General features: G+C 71.1%; 16 protein-coding genes. 8 read left to right on the forward strand and 8 right to left on the reverse strand.

Going from position 1 to position 18,014, the window contains the following annotated elements; translation table 11 throughout:
- The first annotated feature begins 222 nt into the window (after positions 1-222).
- Genes pgi through ACFXOM_RS05585 form a run of 3 tightly spaced genes read left to right on the forward strand, consistent with a single transcriptional unit; the run spans position 223 to position 3,915 of the window.
- Positions 223-1,875 carry a glucose-6-phosphate isomerase gene (pgi, locus tag ACFXOM_RS05575; protein WP_384935876.1) on the forward strand — a complete coding sequence of 551 codons (1,653 nt, stop codon included), beginning with the start codon at positions 223-225 and terminating at the stop codon, positions 1,873-1,875.
- 4 nt (positions 1,876-1,879) lie between these two features.
- Positions 1,880-2,380 carry a PH domain-containing protein gene (locus ACFXOM_RS05580; protein ID WP_384935767.1) on the forward strand — a complete coding sequence of 167 codons (501 nt, stop codon included), beginning with the start codon at positions 1,880-1,882 and terminating at the stop codon, positions 2,378-2,380.
- The gene (locus ACFXOM_RS05585; protein WP_385037027.1) at positions 2,377-3,915 is read left to right on the forward strand and encodes a PH domain-containing protein; all 1,539 of its coding nucleotides are present in this window, start codon (positions 2,377-2,379) and stop codon (positions 3,913-3,915) included. The genes ACFXOM_RS05580 and ACFXOM_RS05585 overlap by 4 nt, the downstream gene beginning before the upstream one ends.
- A 179-nt stretch (positions 3,916-4,094) precedes the next feature.
- Here ACFXOM_RS05585 and pgl read toward each other — a convergent pair whose 3' ends face one another.
- From pgl to tkt, 5 genes are read right to left on the reverse strand one after another with little or no spacing between them, the layout of a single operon-like run.
- Complete coding sequence (pgl, locus tag ACFXOM_RS05590) at positions 4,095-4,877, reverse strand: 6-phosphogluconolactonase (protein WP_384935761.1); 783 nt, start codon at positions 4,875-4,877, stop codon at positions 4,095-4,097.
- Complete coding sequence (gene opcA, locus ACFXOM_RS05595; protein ID WP_384935759.1) at positions 4,874-5,884, reverse strand: glucose-6-phosphate dehydrogenase assembly protein OpcA; 1,011 nt, start codon at positions 5,882-5,884, stop codon at positions 4,874-4,876. The genes pgl and opcA overlap by 4 nt, the downstream gene beginning before the upstream one ends.
- Positions 5,881-7,413, reverse strand: a complete 1,533-nt coding sequence (gene zwf, locus ACFXOM_RS05600) for a glucose-6-phosphate dehydrogenase (RefSeq protein ID WP_384935757.1) — start codon at positions 7,411-7,413, stop codon at positions 5,881-5,883. Before zwf ends, opcA begins: the two co-directional genes overlap by 4 nt.
- A 5-nt stretch (positions 7,414-7,418) precedes the next feature.
- Positions 7,419-8,537: a transaldolase gene (tal, locus tag ACFXOM_RS05605; RefSeq protein WP_384935754.1), complete on the reverse strand. Its 1,119-nt coding sequence runs from the start codon at positions 8,535-8,537 to the stop codon at positions 7,419-7,421.
- 34 nt (positions 8,538-8,571) lie between these two features.
- Positions 8,572-10,659 carry a transketolase gene (gene tkt / locus ACFXOM_RS05610; protein ID WP_384935751.1) on the reverse strand — a complete coding sequence of 696 codons (2,088 nt, stop codon included), beginning with the start codon at positions 10,657-10,659 and terminating at the stop codon, positions 8,572-8,574.
- Between the two features lie 390 nt (positions 10,660-11,049).
- Here tkt and ACFXOM_RS05615 point away from each other — a divergent pair, with 390 nt between their 5' ends.
- From ACFXOM_RS05615 to ACFXOM_RS05625, 3 genes are all read left to right on the forward strand, one after another.
- Positions 11,050-11,997: a heme o synthase gene (locus ACFXOM_RS05615; protein WP_384935748.1), complete on the forward strand. Its 948-nt coding sequence runs from the start codon at positions 11,050-11,052 to the stop codon at positions 11,995-11,997.
- A 24-nt stretch (positions 11,998-12,021) separates the two neighbouring features.
- Complete coding sequence (locus tag ACFXOM_RS05620; protein WP_385037030.1) at positions 12,022-12,375, forward strand: hypothetical protein; 354 nt, start codon at positions 12,022-12,024, stop codon at positions 12,373-12,375.
- Positions 12,376-12,559: 184 nt separating this feature from the next.
- Positions 12,560-13,651 (forward strand): amidohydrolase family protein, encoded by a 1,092-nt coding sequence (locus tag ACFXOM_RS05625; RefSeq protein WP_384935742.1) that lies wholly within the window; start codon positions 12,560-12,562, stop codon positions 13,649-13,651.
- On the opposite strand, the gene ACFXOM_RS05630 is transcribed toward ACFXOM_RS05625, so the two are convergent.
- The 3 genes from ACFXOM_RS05630 to ACFXOM_RS05640 all read right to left on the reverse strand — a co-directional run bounded on the left by ACFXOM_RS05630 (position 13,648) and on the right by ACFXOM_RS05640 (position 16,552).
- Positions 13,648-14,616, reverse strand: coding sequence for a heme A synthase (locus ACFXOM_RS05630; protein WP_385037033.1), 969 nt, complete (start codon positions 14,614-14,616; stop codon positions 13,648-13,650). The two genes, ACFXOM_RS05625 and ACFXOM_RS05630, sit on opposite strands and share 4 nt — an antisense overlap.
- 215 nt (positions 14,617-14,831) lie before the next feature.
- Positions 14,832-15,629: an ABC transporter permease gene (locus tag ACFXOM_RS05635; protein WP_384935736.1), complete on the reverse strand. Its 798-nt coding sequence runs from the start codon at positions 15,627-15,629 to the stop codon at positions 14,832-14,834.
- A complete protein-coding gene (locus ACFXOM_RS05640; protein ID WP_384935733.1) occupies positions 15,626-16,552 on the reverse strand; it encodes an ABC transporter ATP-binding protein in 927 nt (308 codons plus the stop codon). Before ACFXOM_RS05640 ends, ACFXOM_RS05635 begins: the two co-directional genes overlap by 4 nt.
- A 150-nt stretch (positions 16,553-16,702) precedes the next feature.
- Here ACFXOM_RS05640 and ACFXOM_RS05645 point away from each other — a divergent pair, with 150 nt between their 5' ends.
- Together ACFXOM_RS05645 and ACFXOM_RS05650 are read left to right on the forward strand one after the other, a co-directional pair.
- The gene (locus tag ACFXOM_RS05645; protein WP_384935731.1) at positions 16,703-17,467 is read left to right on the forward strand and encodes a DUF72 domain-containing protein; all 765 of its coding nucleotides are present in this window, start codon (positions 16,703-16,705) and stop codon (positions 17,465-17,467) included.
- A 134-nt stretch (positions 17,468-17,601) separates the two neighbouring features.
- On the forward strand, positions 17,602-17,979 hold the full coding sequence (locus ACFXOM_RS05650) for a YidB family protein (RefSeq protein WP_384935728.1): 378 nt from the start codon (positions 17,602-17,604) through the stop codon (positions 17,977-17,979).
- Positions 17,980-18,014 lie beyond the last annotated feature (35 nt).

Genomic DNA, 18,014 nt, shown 5'->3' on the forward strand with positions numbered 1-18,014 from the left:
GTGGACCTGGATGGGCCTTGTTCTTCCCGCGTGGCCTCCTCTCCCTCCTCCCTCCCTCCCTTGGGCCCGCTGCGTCGCCCTCCCGCTTCGCGCTTCCCCCCTGCGGCCGACCGCCGGCGCACCGGCCCGCAGCGCCTCGCCTCGCACACCCGCCAGATCAATTAGGTTGGGAGAGCAGCGGGGACGCAGGCAGGCACGAGAAGAAGTGGGCTGATGTCCGAGATGAACGCAGAAGGACGCACCAGGCTCAACCGCATGCCCGAATGGGCTGCCCTGGGCAAGCACCGGGAGCAGATGGCGGACACAAACCTGCGGGAGCTGTTCGCGGATGATCCCGGTCGCGGCAGCAGGTACTCCCTCCAGGTCGGCGACCTCCACCTCGACTACTCCAAGAACCTGGTGACCGACGAGACGCTGGCACTGCTGCGTCAACTCGCTGAGGCCACCGACGTCGCAGGGCTGCGGGAGGCCATGTTCCGCGGTGAGAAGATCAACATCACCGAGAAGCGGGCCGTCCTGCACACCGCGCTCCGCGCTCCGCGCGGGGCCGTCGTCGAGGTGGACGGCGAGAACGTCGTCCCCGCGGTGCACGGGGTGCTCGACAAGATGAGCGCGTTCTCCGAGCAGGTGCGCTCCGGGGACTGGAGCGGCCACACCGGAAAGCCCATCAAGAACGTCGTCAACATCGGCATCGGAGGCTCCGACCTCGGACCGGCGATGGCGTACGAGGCGCTGCGCTCCTACACCGCACGGGACCTGACGTTCCATTTCGTCTCCAACGTGGACGGCGCGGACCTGCACGAGACGGTCAGGGCGCTCGACGCCGCGGAGACGCTGTTCATCATCGCCTCCAAGACGTTCACCACCGTCGAGACCATCACGAACGCCACCTCGGCCCGGGACTGGCTGCTGAGCCAGCTGAACGCCGGTCAGGAAGCCGTCGCCAAGCACTTCGTGGCCCTGTCGACGAACGCCGAGAAGGTCGACGAGTTCGGCATCGACACGGCGAACATGTTCGAGTTCTGGGACTGGGTCGGCGGGCGCTACTCCTACGACTCGGCCATCGGCCTCTCGTTGATGATCGCCATCGGCCCGGAACGCTTCCGCGAGATGCTCGACGGTTTCCACCTCGTCGACGAACACTTCCGCACGGCGCCCCCCACCGAGAACGTCCCGCTGCTCCTCGGGCTGCTCGGCGTCTGGTACGGGGGCTTCTTCGACGCCCAGTCCCACGCGGTGCTGCCGTACTCCCACTACCTGAGCAAGTTCACCGCCTACCTGCAGCAGTTGGACATGGAGTCCAACGGCAAGTCCGTCGACCGCGACGGCAACCGCGTCGACTGGCAGACCGGTCCGGTCGTCTGGGGCACGCCGGGCACCAACGGGCAGCACGCGTACTACCAGCTGCTGCACCAGGGGACCAAGTTCATCCCGGCCGACTTCATCGGTTTCGCCAACCCCGTCCCGGACCTGACACCCGGCCCCGCCGCCCAGCACGACCTCCTGATGGCGAACTTCTTCGCCCAGACGCAGGCGCTCGCCTTCGGCAAGACCCCTGACGAGGTGCGCGCGGAGGGCGTGGCGGAGGCACTGGTGCCGCACAAGACGTTCGTGGGCAACCACCCGACGACGACGATCCTCGCCCCCGTGCTGTCCCCGTCGGTACTCGGCCAACTGGTCGCGCTGTACGAGCACAAGGTGTTCGTTCAGGGAGCCGTCTGGAACATCGACTCCTTCGACCAGTGGGGCGTCGAACTCGGCAAGGTACTCGCCAAGCGGATCGAGCCGGTCCTGACCGAGGGGCGCGGTGGGGAGGACCTCGACGCCTCGACCGCCGCGCTGGTGGCCGCCTACCGCACCTTGCGCGGGAGGTGAGCCGGTGAGGGGGGAGGGAACCGTACGGCTGCGGCCGCCGACCAACACGCCGAACGAACGGGCCGTCCCGTGGTGGCGGCTGCAGTGCCTGCTGGGCACGCTGGTGCCGGTCCTGGCACTCGCCGTCGTCGGCGCGTTCGTCGGATCCGCCCGCGTCTGGCTGTTGTCCGCAGCCGGCGCCGTCACGATCCTCGGACTCGGCGGTACGGCCTTCCTCCCCGCCTGGTGGTACCGGATCCACCGCTGGGAAGTCACCGACGCGGCGGTGTACGTGCGTTCCGGCGCCTTCCGGCAGCAATGGCGGATCGCGCCGATGTCCCGGATCCAGACCGTGGACACCGAGCGCGGCCCGCTGGAGCAGGCCTTCCGGCTCGCCACGGTCATCGTCACCACCGCCTCTTCCAGGGGCGCGATCCGGATCGGCGGCCTCGACCACGAGCTCGCCGCGGAACTGGCCGAGCGGCTGACCCGGATCACCCAGGCCACGCCCGGGGACGCGACGTGAGCGTGCCGGGCGCTCCGGCGGAGGACTGGCGACAGCTCGACCGGCGCAGCGTGCTCGTCACGGCCGTCGTCATGGGGGCGATGGCGGGCGGGTCCGTACTGCCCGCCACCGCCGGTCTGCTCGCCAGGACGTCCTGGGCGCAGGTGGTCGGCGGGGTGCTCGCCGGAATCCTGGCACTCGGCGTGGCCGGCGCGATCGCGGACTTCGTCCGCTGGCGGCGCACCCGGTACCGCGTCGGGCCGGAGCGGGTGGAACTGCACACGGGGTTGCTGACGGTGAAGCGCCGCTCCCTGGCCCGGGAACGCATACGCAGCGTCGATCTGACGGCCGGTCCGCTGCTCCGCGTCCTCGGACTCGTCACGGTGCGGATCGGCACGGGCGAGCACACCGGCGGCGGCGAATCCACGCTGGAGCTCGACTCGGTCAGCAAGGCCGAGGGCGAGCGGCTGCGTTGGGAGCTGCTGGCCGGTAAGGCTGTGGGGGCCGACAGCAGTCACCGGGAGGACGAGATCGCCGTCCTCGACCTGCGCTGGATGCGGTACGCCCCCGCGTCGTTCGTCGCCCCGCTGCTCGCGGCAGCGGCCTTCGGTTCGGTGATGAAGATCAGCGAATGGCTGGGTGTGCAGGGCGAGGTGCTCACATGGGCCGAGGGCCGGTTCCGTGACGCACCGCTGTTCTGGGGCGTCGTCGTGCTCGGTCTCGCCGCCCTGGTCGTCGGCGTGACGGGATCCCTCGGACTCTGGGTCGAAGGGTGGTCCAACTACCGGCTGGAGCGTGAACCGGGCGGCACCCTCCAGGTCCGCCGGGGACTCCTCACGATCCGTTCGGTCACCATCGAGGAGCAGCGGCTGCGGGGGGTGGAGCTCGTCGAGCCCCTCGGGGTACGGCTGTGCGGCGCGGCGCGCGTGGACGCGATCGCCACCGGTCTGGTGAAGGGTGCCGAGGACGAGCACGTCGACCACAAGACGCTGCTGCCGGCCGTGCCGCGGGTCGTCGCGGTCGGGGTGGCCGCACAGGTACTCCGTGAGACGGGTGTGTCACCCACGAGTGTGTCCTTGACCCCGCATCCGCGCGCGGCCCGCACCCGGCGGCTGCGCTGGGCACTGGCCGCGGCGCTGGTGCCACCGGTCACCCTGACCGTGGCGGGTGTGCTGCTGACCGAGGCGCTCGTGAGCCGCGTGCTGCTCTGGGCCTCGGCGGCCTCGGCGGCCGTGCTGCTCCCCCTCGCCGTGCTGCTGGCGCTTGATGCGTACCGGGGTCTCGGCCACGGTGTCCAAGGGGGATATCTGGTGGCCCGCTCGGGGACCGTGCGCCGCGGAACGGTCGCACTGCAGCGCGCCGGCGTCATCGGTTGGACGTTGCAGCAGAGCTGGTTCCAACGCCGAGCCGGTCTGCTCACGCTGACCGCGACGACGGCCGCCGGGAACGGGGCGTACTCGGTGTACGACGCCGATGAGGAGGAAGGCCTGGACTTCGCCTCGCGCGCGGTGCCGGGGCTGCTGGAACCGTTCCTCGATCGCGCACCGCATCCGTGACGGCCCGGTGGGCGCCGCCCTGGGCGGCCGGGTGACCGCAACAGCGGGTCTGCGCCGGCCCCCGCGACCTCGACGGGACTCGCCGTGTGGGCCGAGAGGCCGGGCCCGACCCGGAATCCGGATCGGGCCCGGAAGGGACCGCAGACCGCACGGACCAGAAGCCCGCTACGTCTCCTCGCTCAGGGCGACGCCGGCGGGTACAGGTTCCGGGGCAGCTGGGACGCCGCCGCCGAGTCCAGCAACCACAGCGTCCGTGACCGGCCGTAGGCACCTGCCGCCGGAGCCTGGATCTCTCCCGCGCCCGAGAGGGCGATCCGCGCCGCGTTCGCCTTGTCCTCACCCGCTGCCAGCAGCCACACCTCACGTGCCGCCCGGATCGCCGGGAGCGTCAACGAGATGCGCGTCGGCGGAGGCTTCGGCGAGCCGTGGACACCCACGACGGTGCGCTCGGTCTCGCGTACCGCCGGATGCTCGGGGAACAGGGACGCGACGTGGGTGTCGGGGCCGACCCCCAGCATCAGCACGTCGAACGTCGGTACGTCGCCGTGATCCTCGGGACCCGCCGCGGCGGCCAGCTCCTCCGCGTACGCCGCTGCGGCCGCGTCCGCGTCGTTGCCGTACGGTCCGTCCGACGCGGGCATCGGATGCACCCGGGAAGCAGTCAGCGGCACCGAGGCCAGCAGCGCCTCCCTCGCCTGGGTGTCGTTGCGCTCCGGGTCGCCCTCGGGGACGAAGCGCTCGTCACCCCACCAGAGGTCCAGCCGCGACCAGTCGATGGCGTCCCGGGCGGGTGCGGCGGCGAGCGCGGCCATCAGCCCGTTGCCGTTGCGCCCACCGGTGAGGACCACCGACGCGGAGCCGCGCGCGGCTTGGGCGTCAACGATCTTCGTGATCAGCCGGGCCGCGGCGGCGCGCGCCATCAGCTCCTTGTCGCGGTGGACGACGAGCTGCGGGGCGCTCATTTCGCACTCGCCTTCCTGGCCGGGGCCTTCGCCGCTACCTTCTTCTGCGCGCCTGGTGCGGCCTCCGCGGCCGCCGACACGTCGTTCAGCCGGTCCACTCCGAACCGCAGCGCCGCGGCGAATATGTCGTCCGGGTCCAGTCGCCGCAGCTCCTCCGCGATCAGCTCGGGCGTGTCACGCCGCTTCAGGGCCACCCCGCGGTCCGGCTGACCCTGGATGGAGAGCGTCGCCAGTGACCCGTCGGCCCGGTCCAGCACGATCGGGCCCTGCTTCGTCTCCAGCCGTACGGCCGTGAGCCCCGGGCCCGCCGACACCGAGCGCTTGACCGGCACGTCGAGCCGGTCGGCCAGCCACATGGCGAGCAGTTCACAGCTCGGGTTGAACTCCTCGCCCTCCACCTCGGCCGCCGTGACCTGCCAGGGAGCCTGGTCCAGCGCCGCCGCCAGCATCGAGCGCCACGGGGTGATCCGGGTCCAGGCCAGATCCGTGTCGCCCGGCGTGTAGGCCTCGGCGCGGGCCGCGAGCTCGGCGATCGGCCGCTCACAGGCGTACGTGTCGGTGACCCGGCGTTGGGCCAGTGCGCCCAGCGGGTCGGAGGCCGGGTCCACCGGCGCGTGCACCGGCCACCACGCCACGACGGGAGCGTCCGGCAGCAGCAGCGGCAGCACCACCGACTGGGCGTGGTCGGCGACCTCGCCGTACAGCCGCAGCACGACCGTCTCGCCGGTGCTGCCGGCGTCCGCGCCGACCCGGACCTCGGCGTCGAGGCGTGCCTTGGCCTTGTCGCGCGGTGAGCGCGAGACGCGCTTGATGACCACGAGTGTGCGCGAAGGGTGCTCGCGGGAGGCGTCGTTGGCGGCCTTCAGCGCGTCGTAGGCGTTCTCCTCGTCCGTGACGATGACGAGCGTGAGGACCATACCGACGGCAGGGGTGCCGATCGCCCGCCGCCCCTGGACCAGAGCCTTGTTGATCTTTCCGGACGTGGTGTCCGTAAGGTCGATCTTCATGGCCGACGCCAGCTCCGTCCGTCTCGTGCGAGCATTTCGTCCGCCTCGGCAGGACCCCATGTTCCGGCCGGGTACTGCGCGGGCCTGCCGTGCTTGTCCCAGAACTCCTCGATCGGGTCGAGGATCCTCCAGGACAGCTCGACCTCCTCGACGCGCGGGAAGAGGTTGGAGTCACCGAGCAGGACGTCGAGGATGAGCCGCTCGTACGCCTCGGGACTGGACTCCGTGAAGGACTCGCCGTAGGCGAAGTCCATGGAGACGTCGCGGACCTCCATCGAGGTGCCCGGTACCTTCGAACCGAACCGCAGGGTCACGCCCTCGTCCGGCTGTACCCGGATCACCAGGGCGTTCTGCCCCAGCTCCTGGGTGGCCGTGCGGTCGAAGGGGGAGTGCGGGGCGCGCTGGAAGACGACCGCGATCTCGGTGACGCGGCGGCCGAGCCGCTTGCCGGTGCGCAGGTAGAACGGGACGCCCGCCCAGCGGCGGTTGTCGATCTCCAGCTTTATCGCCGCGTAGGTGTCGGTCTTGGACTTGGGGTTGGTGCCCTCCTCCTCGAGGTACCCGACGACCTTCTCGCCGCCCTGCCAGCCGGCGGTGTACTGCGCGCGGACCGTGCCGGCGGCCAGGTTCCTGGGCAGCTTCACGGCGCCCAACACCTTGGTCTTCTCCGCGGCCAGCGCGTCCGCGTCGAAGGAGGCGGGCTCCTCCATGGCGGTCAGCGCGAGCAGTTGCAGGAGGTGGTTCTGGATCACGTCGCGTGCGGCGCCGATGCCGTCGTAGTAGCCGGCCCGGCCGCCGATGCCGATGTCCTCGGCCATGGTGATCTGCACGTGATCGACGTACGACCGGTTCCAGAGCGGCTCGAACAGCGTGTTCGCGAAGCGCAGCGCCAGGATGTTCTGGACGGTCTCCTTGCCGAGGTAGTGGTCGATCCGGAACACCTGGTCCGGGTCGAACACCTCGTGGACGATCGAGTTGAGCTCCTGGGCCGAGGCCAGGTCGTGACCGAAGGGCTTCTCGATGACGGCGCGCCGCCAGGAGCCGTCCTTCTGTTCGGCCAGGCCGTGCTTCTTGAGCTGCTGGACGACCTTGGGGAAGAACTTCGGTGGCACCGACAGGTAGAAGGCGAAGTTCCCTCCGGTGCCCTGTACCTGGTCGAGGTCGGCGATGGTCTTCTTCAGGGTTTCGAACGCGTCGTCGTCGTCGAAGTCGCCCGAAACGAAGCGCATCCCCTGGATGAGCTGCTGCCAGACCTCCTCGCGGAAGGGTGTGCGCGCGTGCTGCTTGACGGCGTCGTGCACCACCTGGGTGAAGTCCTCGTCCTGCCACTCGCGGCGGGCGAAGCCCACGAGCGAGAAGCCCGGCGGCAACAGCCCCCGGTTGGCGAGGTCGTAAACGGCAGGCATCAGCTTCTTGCGTGACAAATCGCCCGTGACGCCGAAGATCACCAGGCCCGACGGCCCCGCGATGCGCGGGAGCCGTCGGTCCGCGGCGTCACGGAGCGGATTCGCTCCGTGTGCGGGAGTCAAAGTGGTCAGCCCTCCGAGGGAGCGAGGCGCTCGAGCTCCGCCTCCGTCGACTTGAGCAGGTCGTTCCAGGACGCTTCGAACTTCTCGACGCCCTCGTCCTCCAGCAGCTGCACCACGTCGTCGTAGGCGATCCCGAGCTTCTCCACGGCGGCGAGCTCGGCACGTGCCTGCTCGTAGGTTCCGCGCACGGTGTCGCCGGTGATCCGCCCGTGGTCGGCCACCGCGTTGAGCGTGGCTTCCGGCATGGTGTTCACGGTGCCCGGGGCGACCAGGTCGTCCACGTACAGCGTGTCCTTGTACGCCGGGTCCTTCACGCCCGTCGAGGCCCACAACGGGCGCTGCTTGTTGGCCTGGGCCTTGTCCAGCGCGGCCCAGCGCTCCGAGCCGAAGACCTCTTCGTAGGCCTCGTAGGCGAGGCGTGCGTTGGCGAGGGCCGCCTTGCCGCGCAGGCCCTTCGCCTCGTCCGTGCCGAGCGCGTCCAGCCGCTTGTCGATCTCGGTGTCCACGCGGGACACGAAGAACGACGCCACCGAACGAATCTTCGACAGGTCGAGGCCCGCGGCCTTCGCCTTCTCCAGACCTGCCAGGTACGCGTCCATGACCTCGCGGTAGCGCTCCAGCGAGAAGATCAGCGTGACGTTGACGCTGATACCGAGGCCGATGACCTCGGTGATCGCCGGGAGGCCCGCCTTGGTGGCCGGGATCTTGATGAAGGTGTTCGGCCGGTCCACCAGCCAGGCGAGCTGCTTGGCCTCGGCGATGGTCGCGGCGGTGTGGTGGGCCAGGCGCGGGTCGACCTCGATCGACACCCGGCCGTCCTGACCGCCGGTGCGGTCGTAGACCGGACGCAGCACGTCGGCGGCGTCTCGGACGTCCGCCGTAGTGATCATGCGCAGGGCTTCCTCGACGGTCACCTTGCGCGCGGCGAGGTCGGTGAGCTGCTGCTCGTAGCCGTCACCGCCCGAGATGGCCTTCTGGAAGATCGACGGGTTGGTGGTGACGCCCACGACGTGCTGCTGGTCGATCAGCTCGGCGAGGTTGCCGGACGTGATCCGCTTGCGGGACAGGTCGTCGAGCCAGATCGCGACGCCTTCGTCGGAGAGGCGCTTGAGTGCGTCTGTCATGAGAGTTGCATCTCCTACTAGTCGTATACCGGCGTCAGCGCGCGGCGGCTTCGATCGATTCCCGGGCGGCGGCGGCCACGGCCTCGGCGGTGAAGCCGAACTCGCGGAACAGCACCTTGCCGTCGGCCGAGGCACCGAAGTGCTCCAGCGAGACGATGCGGCCCGCCTCGCCCACGAAGCGGTGCCACGTCAGGGCGATGCCGGCCTCGACCGCCACGCGTGCCCTCACCGACGGCGGGAGCACCGTGTCCCGGTACCCCTGGTCCTGTTCCATGAACCACTCCACGGACGGCATCGACACGACCCGCGTGGGAATGCCGTCGGCCTGGAGCTGCTCGCGCGCCTCCACGGCCAGGTGCACCTCCGAGCCGGTACCGATGAGCACGACCTGGGCTTCGCCGCCCTCGGCCTCGAAGAGCACGTAACCGCCCTTCGCCGCGTTCTCGTCGGGCTCGTACGTCGGCACGCCCTGGCGGGTCAGTGCCAGACCGTGAGGGGTGCCCACACCGAACTTCTTCGTGTAGCGCTTGAGGATCTCTGCCCAGGCGATCGCGGTCTCGTTGGCGTCGGCCGGGCGGACGATGGTCAGTCCCGGGATGGCGCGCAGCGAGGCCAGGTGCTCCACCGGCTGGTGGGTCGGGCCGTCCTCGCCGAGACCGATCGAGTCGTGCGTCCACACGTACGTCACCGGCAGGTGCATCAGCGCGGAGAGGCGGACGGCGTTGCGCATGTAGTCGGAGAACACGAGGAACGTGCCTCCGTAGATACGGGTGTTGCCGTGCAGCGCGATGCCGTTCATCACCGCGGCCATCGCGTGCTCGCGGATGCCGTAGTGGATCGTGCGGCCGTACGGGTCGGCCTCCGGCAGCGGATTGCCCTCGGGCAGGAACGAAGACGACTTGTCGATCGTGGTGTTGTTCGAGCCCGCCAGGTCGGCGGAGCCGCCCCACAGCTCGGGGACGACCGCGCCCAGCGCCTGCAGGACCTTTCCGGATGCGGCGCGGGTGGCGACGCTCTTGCCGACCTCGAACTCGGGCAGCTTCTCTTCCCAGCCCGCCGGCAGTTCGGCGGCGCGGATGCGGTCGAACTCGGCCGCGCGCTCGGGGTTGGCGGTGCGCCAGGCGGCGAAGCCCTTCTCCCACTCGGCCCGGGCGTCGCGACCGCGGTCGAGGGCGCCGCGGGTGTGCGCGATGACCTCGTCGGAGACCTCGAAGTGCTTCTCCGGGTCGAAGCCGAGGACGCGCTTGGTCGCCGCGACCTCCTCCTCGCCGAGCGCCGAGCCGTGGGACGCCTCGGTGTTCTGCGCGTTCGGCGCCGGCCAGGCGATGATCGAGCGGGCCGCGATGAAGGAGGGGCGCTCGGTCTCCTCCCGGGCCGCCTTCAGTGCGTCGTACAGGCCGACCGGGTCGAGGTCGCCGCTCGGCAGCTGCTCGACGCGCTGCACGTGCCAACCGTAGGACTCGTAGCGCTTCAGCGTGTCCTCGGAGACGGCGGTCTCGGTGTCGCCCTCGATGGAGATGTGGTTGTCGTCCCACAGCAGCACGAGGTTGCCGAGCTTCTGGTGGCCGGCCAGCGAGGACGCCTCGTGCGAGATGCCCTCCTGCAGGCAGCCGTCGCCCGCGATCGCGTAGACGGTGTGGTCGAACGGTGAGGTGCCGGGCGCCGCGTCCGGGTCGAACAGGCCGCGTTCGTAGCGGGCTGCCATGGCCATGCCCACCGCGTTGGCGACGCCCTGGCCGAGTGGGCCGGTGGTGGTCTCGACGCCCACGGTGTGGCCGTACTCCGGGTGGCCCGGGGTCTTGGACCCCCAGGTGCGGAAGGCCTTCAGGTCGTCCAGCTCCAGGCCGTAGCCGGCGAGGTAGAGCTGGATGTAGAGGGTCAGGCTGGAGTGCCCGGCGGAGAGGACGAACCGGTCGCGACCGGTCCAGTCCGCGTCGGCGGGGTCGTGCCGCATCAGCTTCTGGAAGAGGACGTATGCGGCGGGGGCCAGGCTCATGGCCGTACCCGGATGGCCGTTGCCGACCTTCTGTACGGCGTCAGCGGCGAGGACGCGGACGGTGTCCACGGCCCTCTGGTCCAATGCGGTCCACTCGAGGTCTGTGGTGGTCGGCTTGGTGCTCACCCTGGGTCAGGGCTCCTCTCCACATGTTCGGGTCCCGGTGACGTACGGATGTACCGGGCGTTGTCGAGCCTACCCTCGCAGGAACGTGCGTCCTTTCGGCTGTCCGTCTCTGCCACCGGACACATCAACAAGCGTGCAGGCGCCCGCTCGACTGTGCCCGTCGTCAGTGCTCCAACGGGGGTTCTCGTCGGTGTTCCTGCCGGTGATTACGCACGGCGTCGCGGCACCGCTCAACACGACCCCACCCCCGCGAAGATCGGCCTGCGGCCAACGTCTAGAGTGGCGTGGTACGCGCAAGCCCTCATCGGGGATTCTTCACGCCTTCGCAGCCCTTCCGGCATGGGAGGCGCCCCTAAGGAGCTTGCTGGGATTTCTCTGTCAGGGGTGTGCGTGACGGCCGTCGAGTCCCGACCCGCAGGGGTCGTCTTGACTCCCAGCCCAGGGGGCCATCGGCCATTCGGGGCCCGCGTCAAGGCATTCGTGGCGCTCACGAAGCCGCGGATCATCGAGCTGCTGCTGATCACCACGGTACCCGTGATGTTCCTCGCGGCGCAGGGCGTGCCCGACCTGTGGCTGGTCGTCGCCACCTGCATCGGCGGCTACCTCTCCGCGGGAGGTGCCAACGCCCTCAACATGTACATCGACCGGGACATCGACGCGCTCATGGACCGCACCTCCCAGCGCCCCCTGGTCACCGGCGTACTCACACCGCGTGAGGGCCTGGTCTTCGGTCTCACCCTGGCCGCGGTCTCCACGCTGTGGTTCGGACTGCTCGTCAACTGGCTGTCCGCCGCCCTCTCCCTCGGCGCACTGCTGTTCTACGTCGTCGTCTACACGATGCTGCTGAAGCGGCGTACGGCGCAGAACATCGTCTGGGGCGGGATCGCCGGTTGCATGCCGGTGCTCATCGGCTGGTCAGCGGTCACCAACTCGATGTCCTGGGCCGCCGTCATCCTCTTCCTCGTCATCTTCTTCTGGACTCCGCCGCACTACTGGCCGCTGTCGATGAAGGTGAAGGAGGACTACGCGCGCGTCGGCGTCCCGATGCTCCCGGTCGTCGCGTCGAACAAGGTCGTCGCGCGCCAGATCGTCGTCTACAGCTGGGTGATGGTCGCCGTCTCCCTGCTGCTGACGCCGCTCGGCTACACCGGCTGGTTCTACACGGCGGTCGCGCTGGTGACCGGTGGCTGGTGGCTCTGGGAGGCGCACGCACTGCAGGGTCGGGCCAAGGCCGGTGTCACGGGCGGCAGGCTCAAGGAAATGCGGCTGTTCCACTGGTCCATCACCTACGTCTCGCTGCTCTTCGTCGCAGTGGCCGTGGACCCCTTCCTCCGATAACTACCGGCGAGTAGCATTCCGGGTATGGCAGATACCCAGCAGGTCGACGAGACCCAGCCCCAGCACGACGTCCGCGCCGAGCGGAAGGCGGCGAAGCTCGCCAAGCAGATCGGCGCCTTCGCCAAGGCGCACGGCGGCGCCGAGGGCCAGCTCGCGTACATCGGGCAGATGGGCACGCGCATCGTGCTCGTCGGGGAGGACGGCGGCTGGGGCGACCTCGTCGCGCCGACCCACGCGATCGCCGTCAGCGCCGCGGAGAAGTCCGGTCTCACGATGCACGAGGCGTTCGACGGGGACTTCGCCCTGAAGGTGCGCACCGGCCCCTACGAGTGGACCCGCATGGCCGGCATCCAGGTCGGCGGTCCGTCGAACGGCTGAGAGCGGCGCGCACCGGCACGGTGCGTCGAGCACCTTCCGCCGGTGGAGCGGCTCTCGCACGCCCACGTGCGCCCGCCGCGGCGCTGGGCGTCCGGCGTCTTGCCTGTGCCGTACCGGGCAACACCTTGCACGGGGCTCACCCGTTAGGACGGGTGGAACCACGTCCAGCGCTGGGAGCCCCGGGATGATCGATACGCCGTTCTTGGTGGATCAGTACTGCCACGGCGTCCTCCGCACGGAGCTGGGCCTCGGCACCTTCGAGAGCCACCTGGGCAGGACGTCCGGCCCGCCCGCGCCCGGTACCACCTTCTTCGACACCCAGACGGGTTTCGCCGTACGGCGCTGGTGCCCCCCTCTGCTCGGCCTGGAACCGCACTGCCCGCCCGCCCGCTACCTGGCCCGGCGCAGGGAACTGGGCGTACTGGAATCCGGCCGGCGGCTACTCAGGGCCACCGGCATCTCCACCTACCTGGTGGACACCGGGCTCCCCGGCGACCTCACGGGAGTACCGGAGATCGCCGCGGCGGGCGCGGCCGACGCACACGAGATCGTCCGGCTCGAACTACTCGCCCAGCAGGTCGCCGACACCTCGGGAACGGTGGACGGCTTCCTCGCCAATCTCGCCGAAGCCGTCCACGGCGCGGCCGGATCAGCCGTTGCCTTCACCTCGGTCGCCGGCGTGCGGCACGGCACCGCGCTCGTGCCCGAACCGCCCGGCCCCGGCGAGGTGCGGGGCGCCACGGGGCGGTGGCTGGCCGACCGTCAGGTCGGCGGCCGGCTCGACGACCCCGTCCTGCTGAGGCACCTGCTCTGGATCGCCGTCGCCTCGGGCCGTCCGCTGCAGCTCCACGTCGGGGTCGGCGACCCGCTGCTGCTCACCGACTTCGCCGCGGCGACAACGGGCCTCGGCACCGATCTCGTCCTGCTGCACGGCTACCCGTACCACCGGCACGCCGCCCATCTGGCGAGTGTCTTCCCGCACGTGTACGCGGACGTCGGCCCGGCGCTCGCCCACACCGGAGCCGGGGCCGCCTCCGTCCTCGCCGAGGTGCTGGAAATCGCGCCGTTCGGCAAGCTGCTCTTTTCCAGTGGCGCGCGGGGCCTGCCGGAACTGCACGTCGTCGGTGCGCGGATCTTCCGGGAAGCACTCGGTCGCGTCGTCGGCGGCTGGGTGGCCGATGGCGCCTGGTGCCGTTCCGATGCCCAGCGGGTCGCCGGAATGATCGCTTCGGGCAACGCGCACCGCGTGTACGGTCTCGCCGGTCCCGCCGGTTAGACCGCCTGGAGCTCCGGATCCGACGACTCGCGCGCGCCGGCGGGCGCGAGCGGCCGCTCCCGCAGGCTGAGCGCCACCCGCAGCACCGCGATCCACATCAACGAGGAGCCGAGCATGTGGGCGGCGACCAGCACCTCGGGAACACCGGCGAAGAACTGCACGTATCCGAGGGCGCCCTGGGCGAGCAGCACGACCAGCAGTTCACGGGCCCGGGCCCTGGTGTCGTCGGGGGCGTCCACCACCCGCAGCGCCAGCCACACCGCCACGGCGAGCGCACACACCAACCACGCCAAGGCCGCGTGCACGTGTGCCGCGTTCACCCAGTCGAACGGCATCCGCGGTACGTCGCTGCTGTCCCCCGCGTGCTTGCCGGAGCCCGTCACCGTCGTGCCCGCGGCGACGAGCAGCGCCGCGGCGACCGTGAGGACCCAGGAGAGCTTCCGTACCGGACGGGGCACCCGGGGCCGCTGCTCGCCGTCGCCCTCGCCCGACCGGATCCACGTGATCGTGGCCACGGTCAGCAGCGCGTTGGCGGCCAGGAAGTGCCCCGCGACGGTCCACGGGTTGAGGCCCGCCCACACCGTGATGCCGCCGATGACGGCATTGTTCATCACGACCCAGAACTGGGCCCAGCCGAGTCGGGTCAGCCCGCGCCGCCACGGTTTGGTCGACCGTGCGGCGATGATCGCCCAGCCCACTGCGGCCGACAGGACGTACGTCAGCATCCGGTTGCCGAACTCGATGGCACCGTGGATGCCCTGCTCGGGCGTGGCGAAGAGGCTGTCGTCCGTGCACTTGGGCCAGGTGTCGCAGCCGAGACCGGAGCCGGTCAGTCGTACCGCGCCACCGGTGACGATGATGACCACGCTCATCACGACGGCGGAGAGCGCGGCGCGCCGGACCGTCCGAGGGGACGGCGTCCAACGCTGGGCGATGAAGGCGAGGGGGGTCAGCACGGCGACCATCGTAGGCGCCCGCTTGTGCAAGCTTTCACGAGGGGGGCGAGAGGGGCGAGCCGGGCGGGGCGGACCACCCCCGTGGACTCCCTCACACGGGCCGCTCGCAGCCCTCCCGGGCACCCGCCCCCGGGCCCAGAGCCTGCCCGGAAGCGACGCCTCCGGTGGGGCGGCAGGGGCGGCGCCGCGGTCGGCGTGCCCGCCGCGCCCCCGGCCGGGGCCCGTCACTCCCAGCGGAAGAACCTCGCCGCCGCTCCCAGCCCGAGAACCGCCCATCCGGCCAGGATCCCGACGTCGCCCCAGGGCATCGCCGCGCCGTGCCGGAGCACCTCCCGCAGTCCGTCGGAGAGTGCCGAGATCGGCAGCAGGCCGAGCACCGACTGGGCCGTGTCCGGGAACTTGTCCAGCGGGACGACGACCCCGCCGCCCACCAGCAGGAGCAGGAAGACCAGATTGGCCGCGGCGAGCGTCGCCTCGGCCCGCAGCGTCCCCGCCATCAGCAGGCCCAGCCCGGAGAAGGCGGCCGTGCCGAGGACGAGGAGCACGAGGACCGGGAACGGCCCGCCCCGGGGCGACCAGCCCAGACCGAAGGCGATCAGCGTCAGCAGGGCGATCTGCAGTACTTCGGTGGCGAGCACGGAGAGCGTCTTGGCCGTCATCAACGCCCAGCGCGGCAGCGGCGAGGCGCCGAGCCGCTTCAGCACGCCGTAGCGGCGCTCGAAGCCGGTCGCGATGGCCTGGCCGGTGAAGGCGGTCGACATCACAGCGAGGGCCAGGACACCGGGCGTCAGGAAGTCGACCGCGCGACCGGCACCCGTGTCGACGATGTCGACCGTCGAGAAGAGCGCGAGCAGCAGCGAAGGGATGATCACGGTCAGCAGCAACTGCTCTCCGTTGCGGAGCAGCATCTTCGTCTCCAGCGACGCCTGCGCCGCGATCATCCGGCCGACGGGCGCGGCACCCGGCCGCGGCCCGTACGCCCCCGACCCCGTCGCGATGTCCGTGGTTACTTCCGCGGTCATGCCCGCAGCTCCTTCCCCGTCAGCTCCAGGAAGACGTCCTCCAGGGTGTGGCGCTCGACCGAGATGCCGTCCGGCATCACGCCGTGCTGCGCACACCAGGAGGTGACGGTGGCGAGCAGCTGCGGGTCGACCGTGCCGGTGATCCGGTACGCCCCCGGCGTCAGCTCCGCGGCGGCCGTGCCGTCCGGCAGCGCCTTCAGCAGGGAGCCGAGATCGAGGCCGGGGCGGCCCGTGAAGCGCAGGGTGTTCTCGGCGCCGCCGCGGCAGAGTCGCTCGGGGCTGCCCTGGGCGACGACACGACCCGCGTCGATGATGGCGACGTCGTCGGAGAGCTCCTCCGCCTCGTCCATGAAGTGGGTGGTGAGCACGACGGTCACACCGTCCGCGCGCAGCTCGCGCACCAGGTCCCAGGTCGACCTGCGGGCCTGCGGGTCGAGCCCGGCGGTCGGCTCGTCGAGGAAGACCAGCTCCGGTCGGCCGACGACGGCCATCGCGAGGGCGAGCCGCTGCTGCTGTCCGCCGGACAGCCGCCGAAAGGGCGTACGGCCGCAGGAGCCGAGGCCGAGGCGCTCGATCAGGGCGTCCACGCCGAGTGGGTGGGCGTGCAGCTTGGCCATGTGACGGAGCATCTCGTCGGCGCGGGCGCCCGAGTAGACACCGCCGGACTGGAGCATCACGCCCATCCGGGGCCGCAGTCGTGCGGCGTCGGCGACCGGATCGAGGCCCAGGACCCGGACGGTGCCGGCATCGGCCCGGCGATACCCCTCGCACGTCTCGACGGTGGTGGTCTTCCCGGCGCCGTTCGGGCCGAGGACGGCGGTCACCGTACCGGCGCGGACGTCGAGGTCGAGCCCGTCCACCGCGGTCTTGGCTCCGTACCGCTTGACCAGGCCCCGTACCCGGACGACGGACTCGTTGTTCATGCGGGGAAGTCTAAGGAGCCGCGGAGGGGTCCCGGGCGGCCGGGTCCGGAACTCGCCACGACCGGGGACGGCGGTCGGGGGTGCGCGGGGGCTCACGCGTACGCCTCCGCCGGACGGGTGAGCCCCGGGGCCACGGGGAAGGACCACTCCATGCCCGTGCTCATCGGCACCTCCGGGTGGCAGTACCGGGAGTGGCGCGGCGTGCTCTATCCCGTAGGGCTGCCGCAGCGACTCTGGCTGGAGGAGTACGGACGGAGCTTCGCCACCGTCGAGAGCAACAACGCCTTCTACCGGCTTCCCGAGAAGAGGACCTTCTCCGACTGGCGCGACCGGACCCCGGAGGGGTTCGTCATGGCGGTGAAGGCGAGCCGCTACCTCACGCACATCAAGCGGTTGCACGACCCGCAGGAGCCGGTCCGCCGGCTGATGGAGCACGCCGAGGGCCTCGGGGAGCGGCTGGGGCCGGTGCTCCTGCAGCTGCCGCCCACCCTCCGCTGCGCCCCGGGAGACCTGGACACCGCGCTCGGCTGCTTCCCGCCCGGGGTGCGGGTGGCCGTCGAGCCCCGGCACGCGTCCTGGTGGACCGAGGAGGTCCGGGACGTGCTGGAACGCCACCGCGCGGCCTTGTGCTGGGCGGACCGGCGGTCGCGGCCGCTGACGCCGTTGTGGCGCACAGCCGACTGGGGTTACGTGCGGTTCCACGAGGGGCGTGCTCAGCCGTGGCCGGCGTACGGACGCAAGGCGCTCGCCTCCTGGGCGGGACGCATCGCCGAGGCGTGGCCGGACCGGGCGGACGTCTTCGCCTTCTTCAACAACGATCCGGGCGGGGCCGCCGTCCGGGACGCCACCGCCTTCGCGCGCCTCGCGCACTCCCGCGGGCGGACCGTGACCCGCACCCCCGGGGAGCGGTCCTGATGCCAGGTGCCCGGCCACGTGTGGGTGAACCGTGCGGTCCGGCGGACCGTACCACCGTGCCCGGGGTAGTCCTTGGGGCACGCCGGGCGGACGGCCCGCACGGCGGTGGGAACCCTCCGGGAAGGGCGGTAGCCATGGCGGACAACGACCTCGAACGCCGGCTCGGCGGACTGCTGGGCGGCGCGGAGCCCGGGGCGGTCACCATGCTCGCCACTCTGTTCGGCGAGGTCGGGGACAGCGGGCAGGGCGGTGGCAACGAGCTCCAAGGGCTGGTGAACGAGCTGACCGAGGGGGGTCTGGCCGACGCGGTGCGATCGTGGATCGGGACGGGGGAGAACGCGTCCGTCAGCGGTCCGCAGATCGCGCAGGCGCTGCCCTACCAGGTCCTCGACCGGGTCGCCCAGCAGGCCGGGGTCTCCCCGGAGCAGGCGGCCGACCGGCTCGCCGCCGCCCTCCCCCGGGTGGTCGACGAGCTGACTCCGCAGGGCGAGGTCCCCGAGGGGCTGCTGTAGCCGTCCGGCGACACGCGGTCCGCCGGCCGTGACCT

Source organism: Streptomyces sp. NPDC059169 (genome assembly GCF_042755225.1).
Taxonomy (GTDB): Bacteria; Actinomycetota; Actinomycetes; order Streptomycetales; family Streptomycetaceae; genus Streptomyces.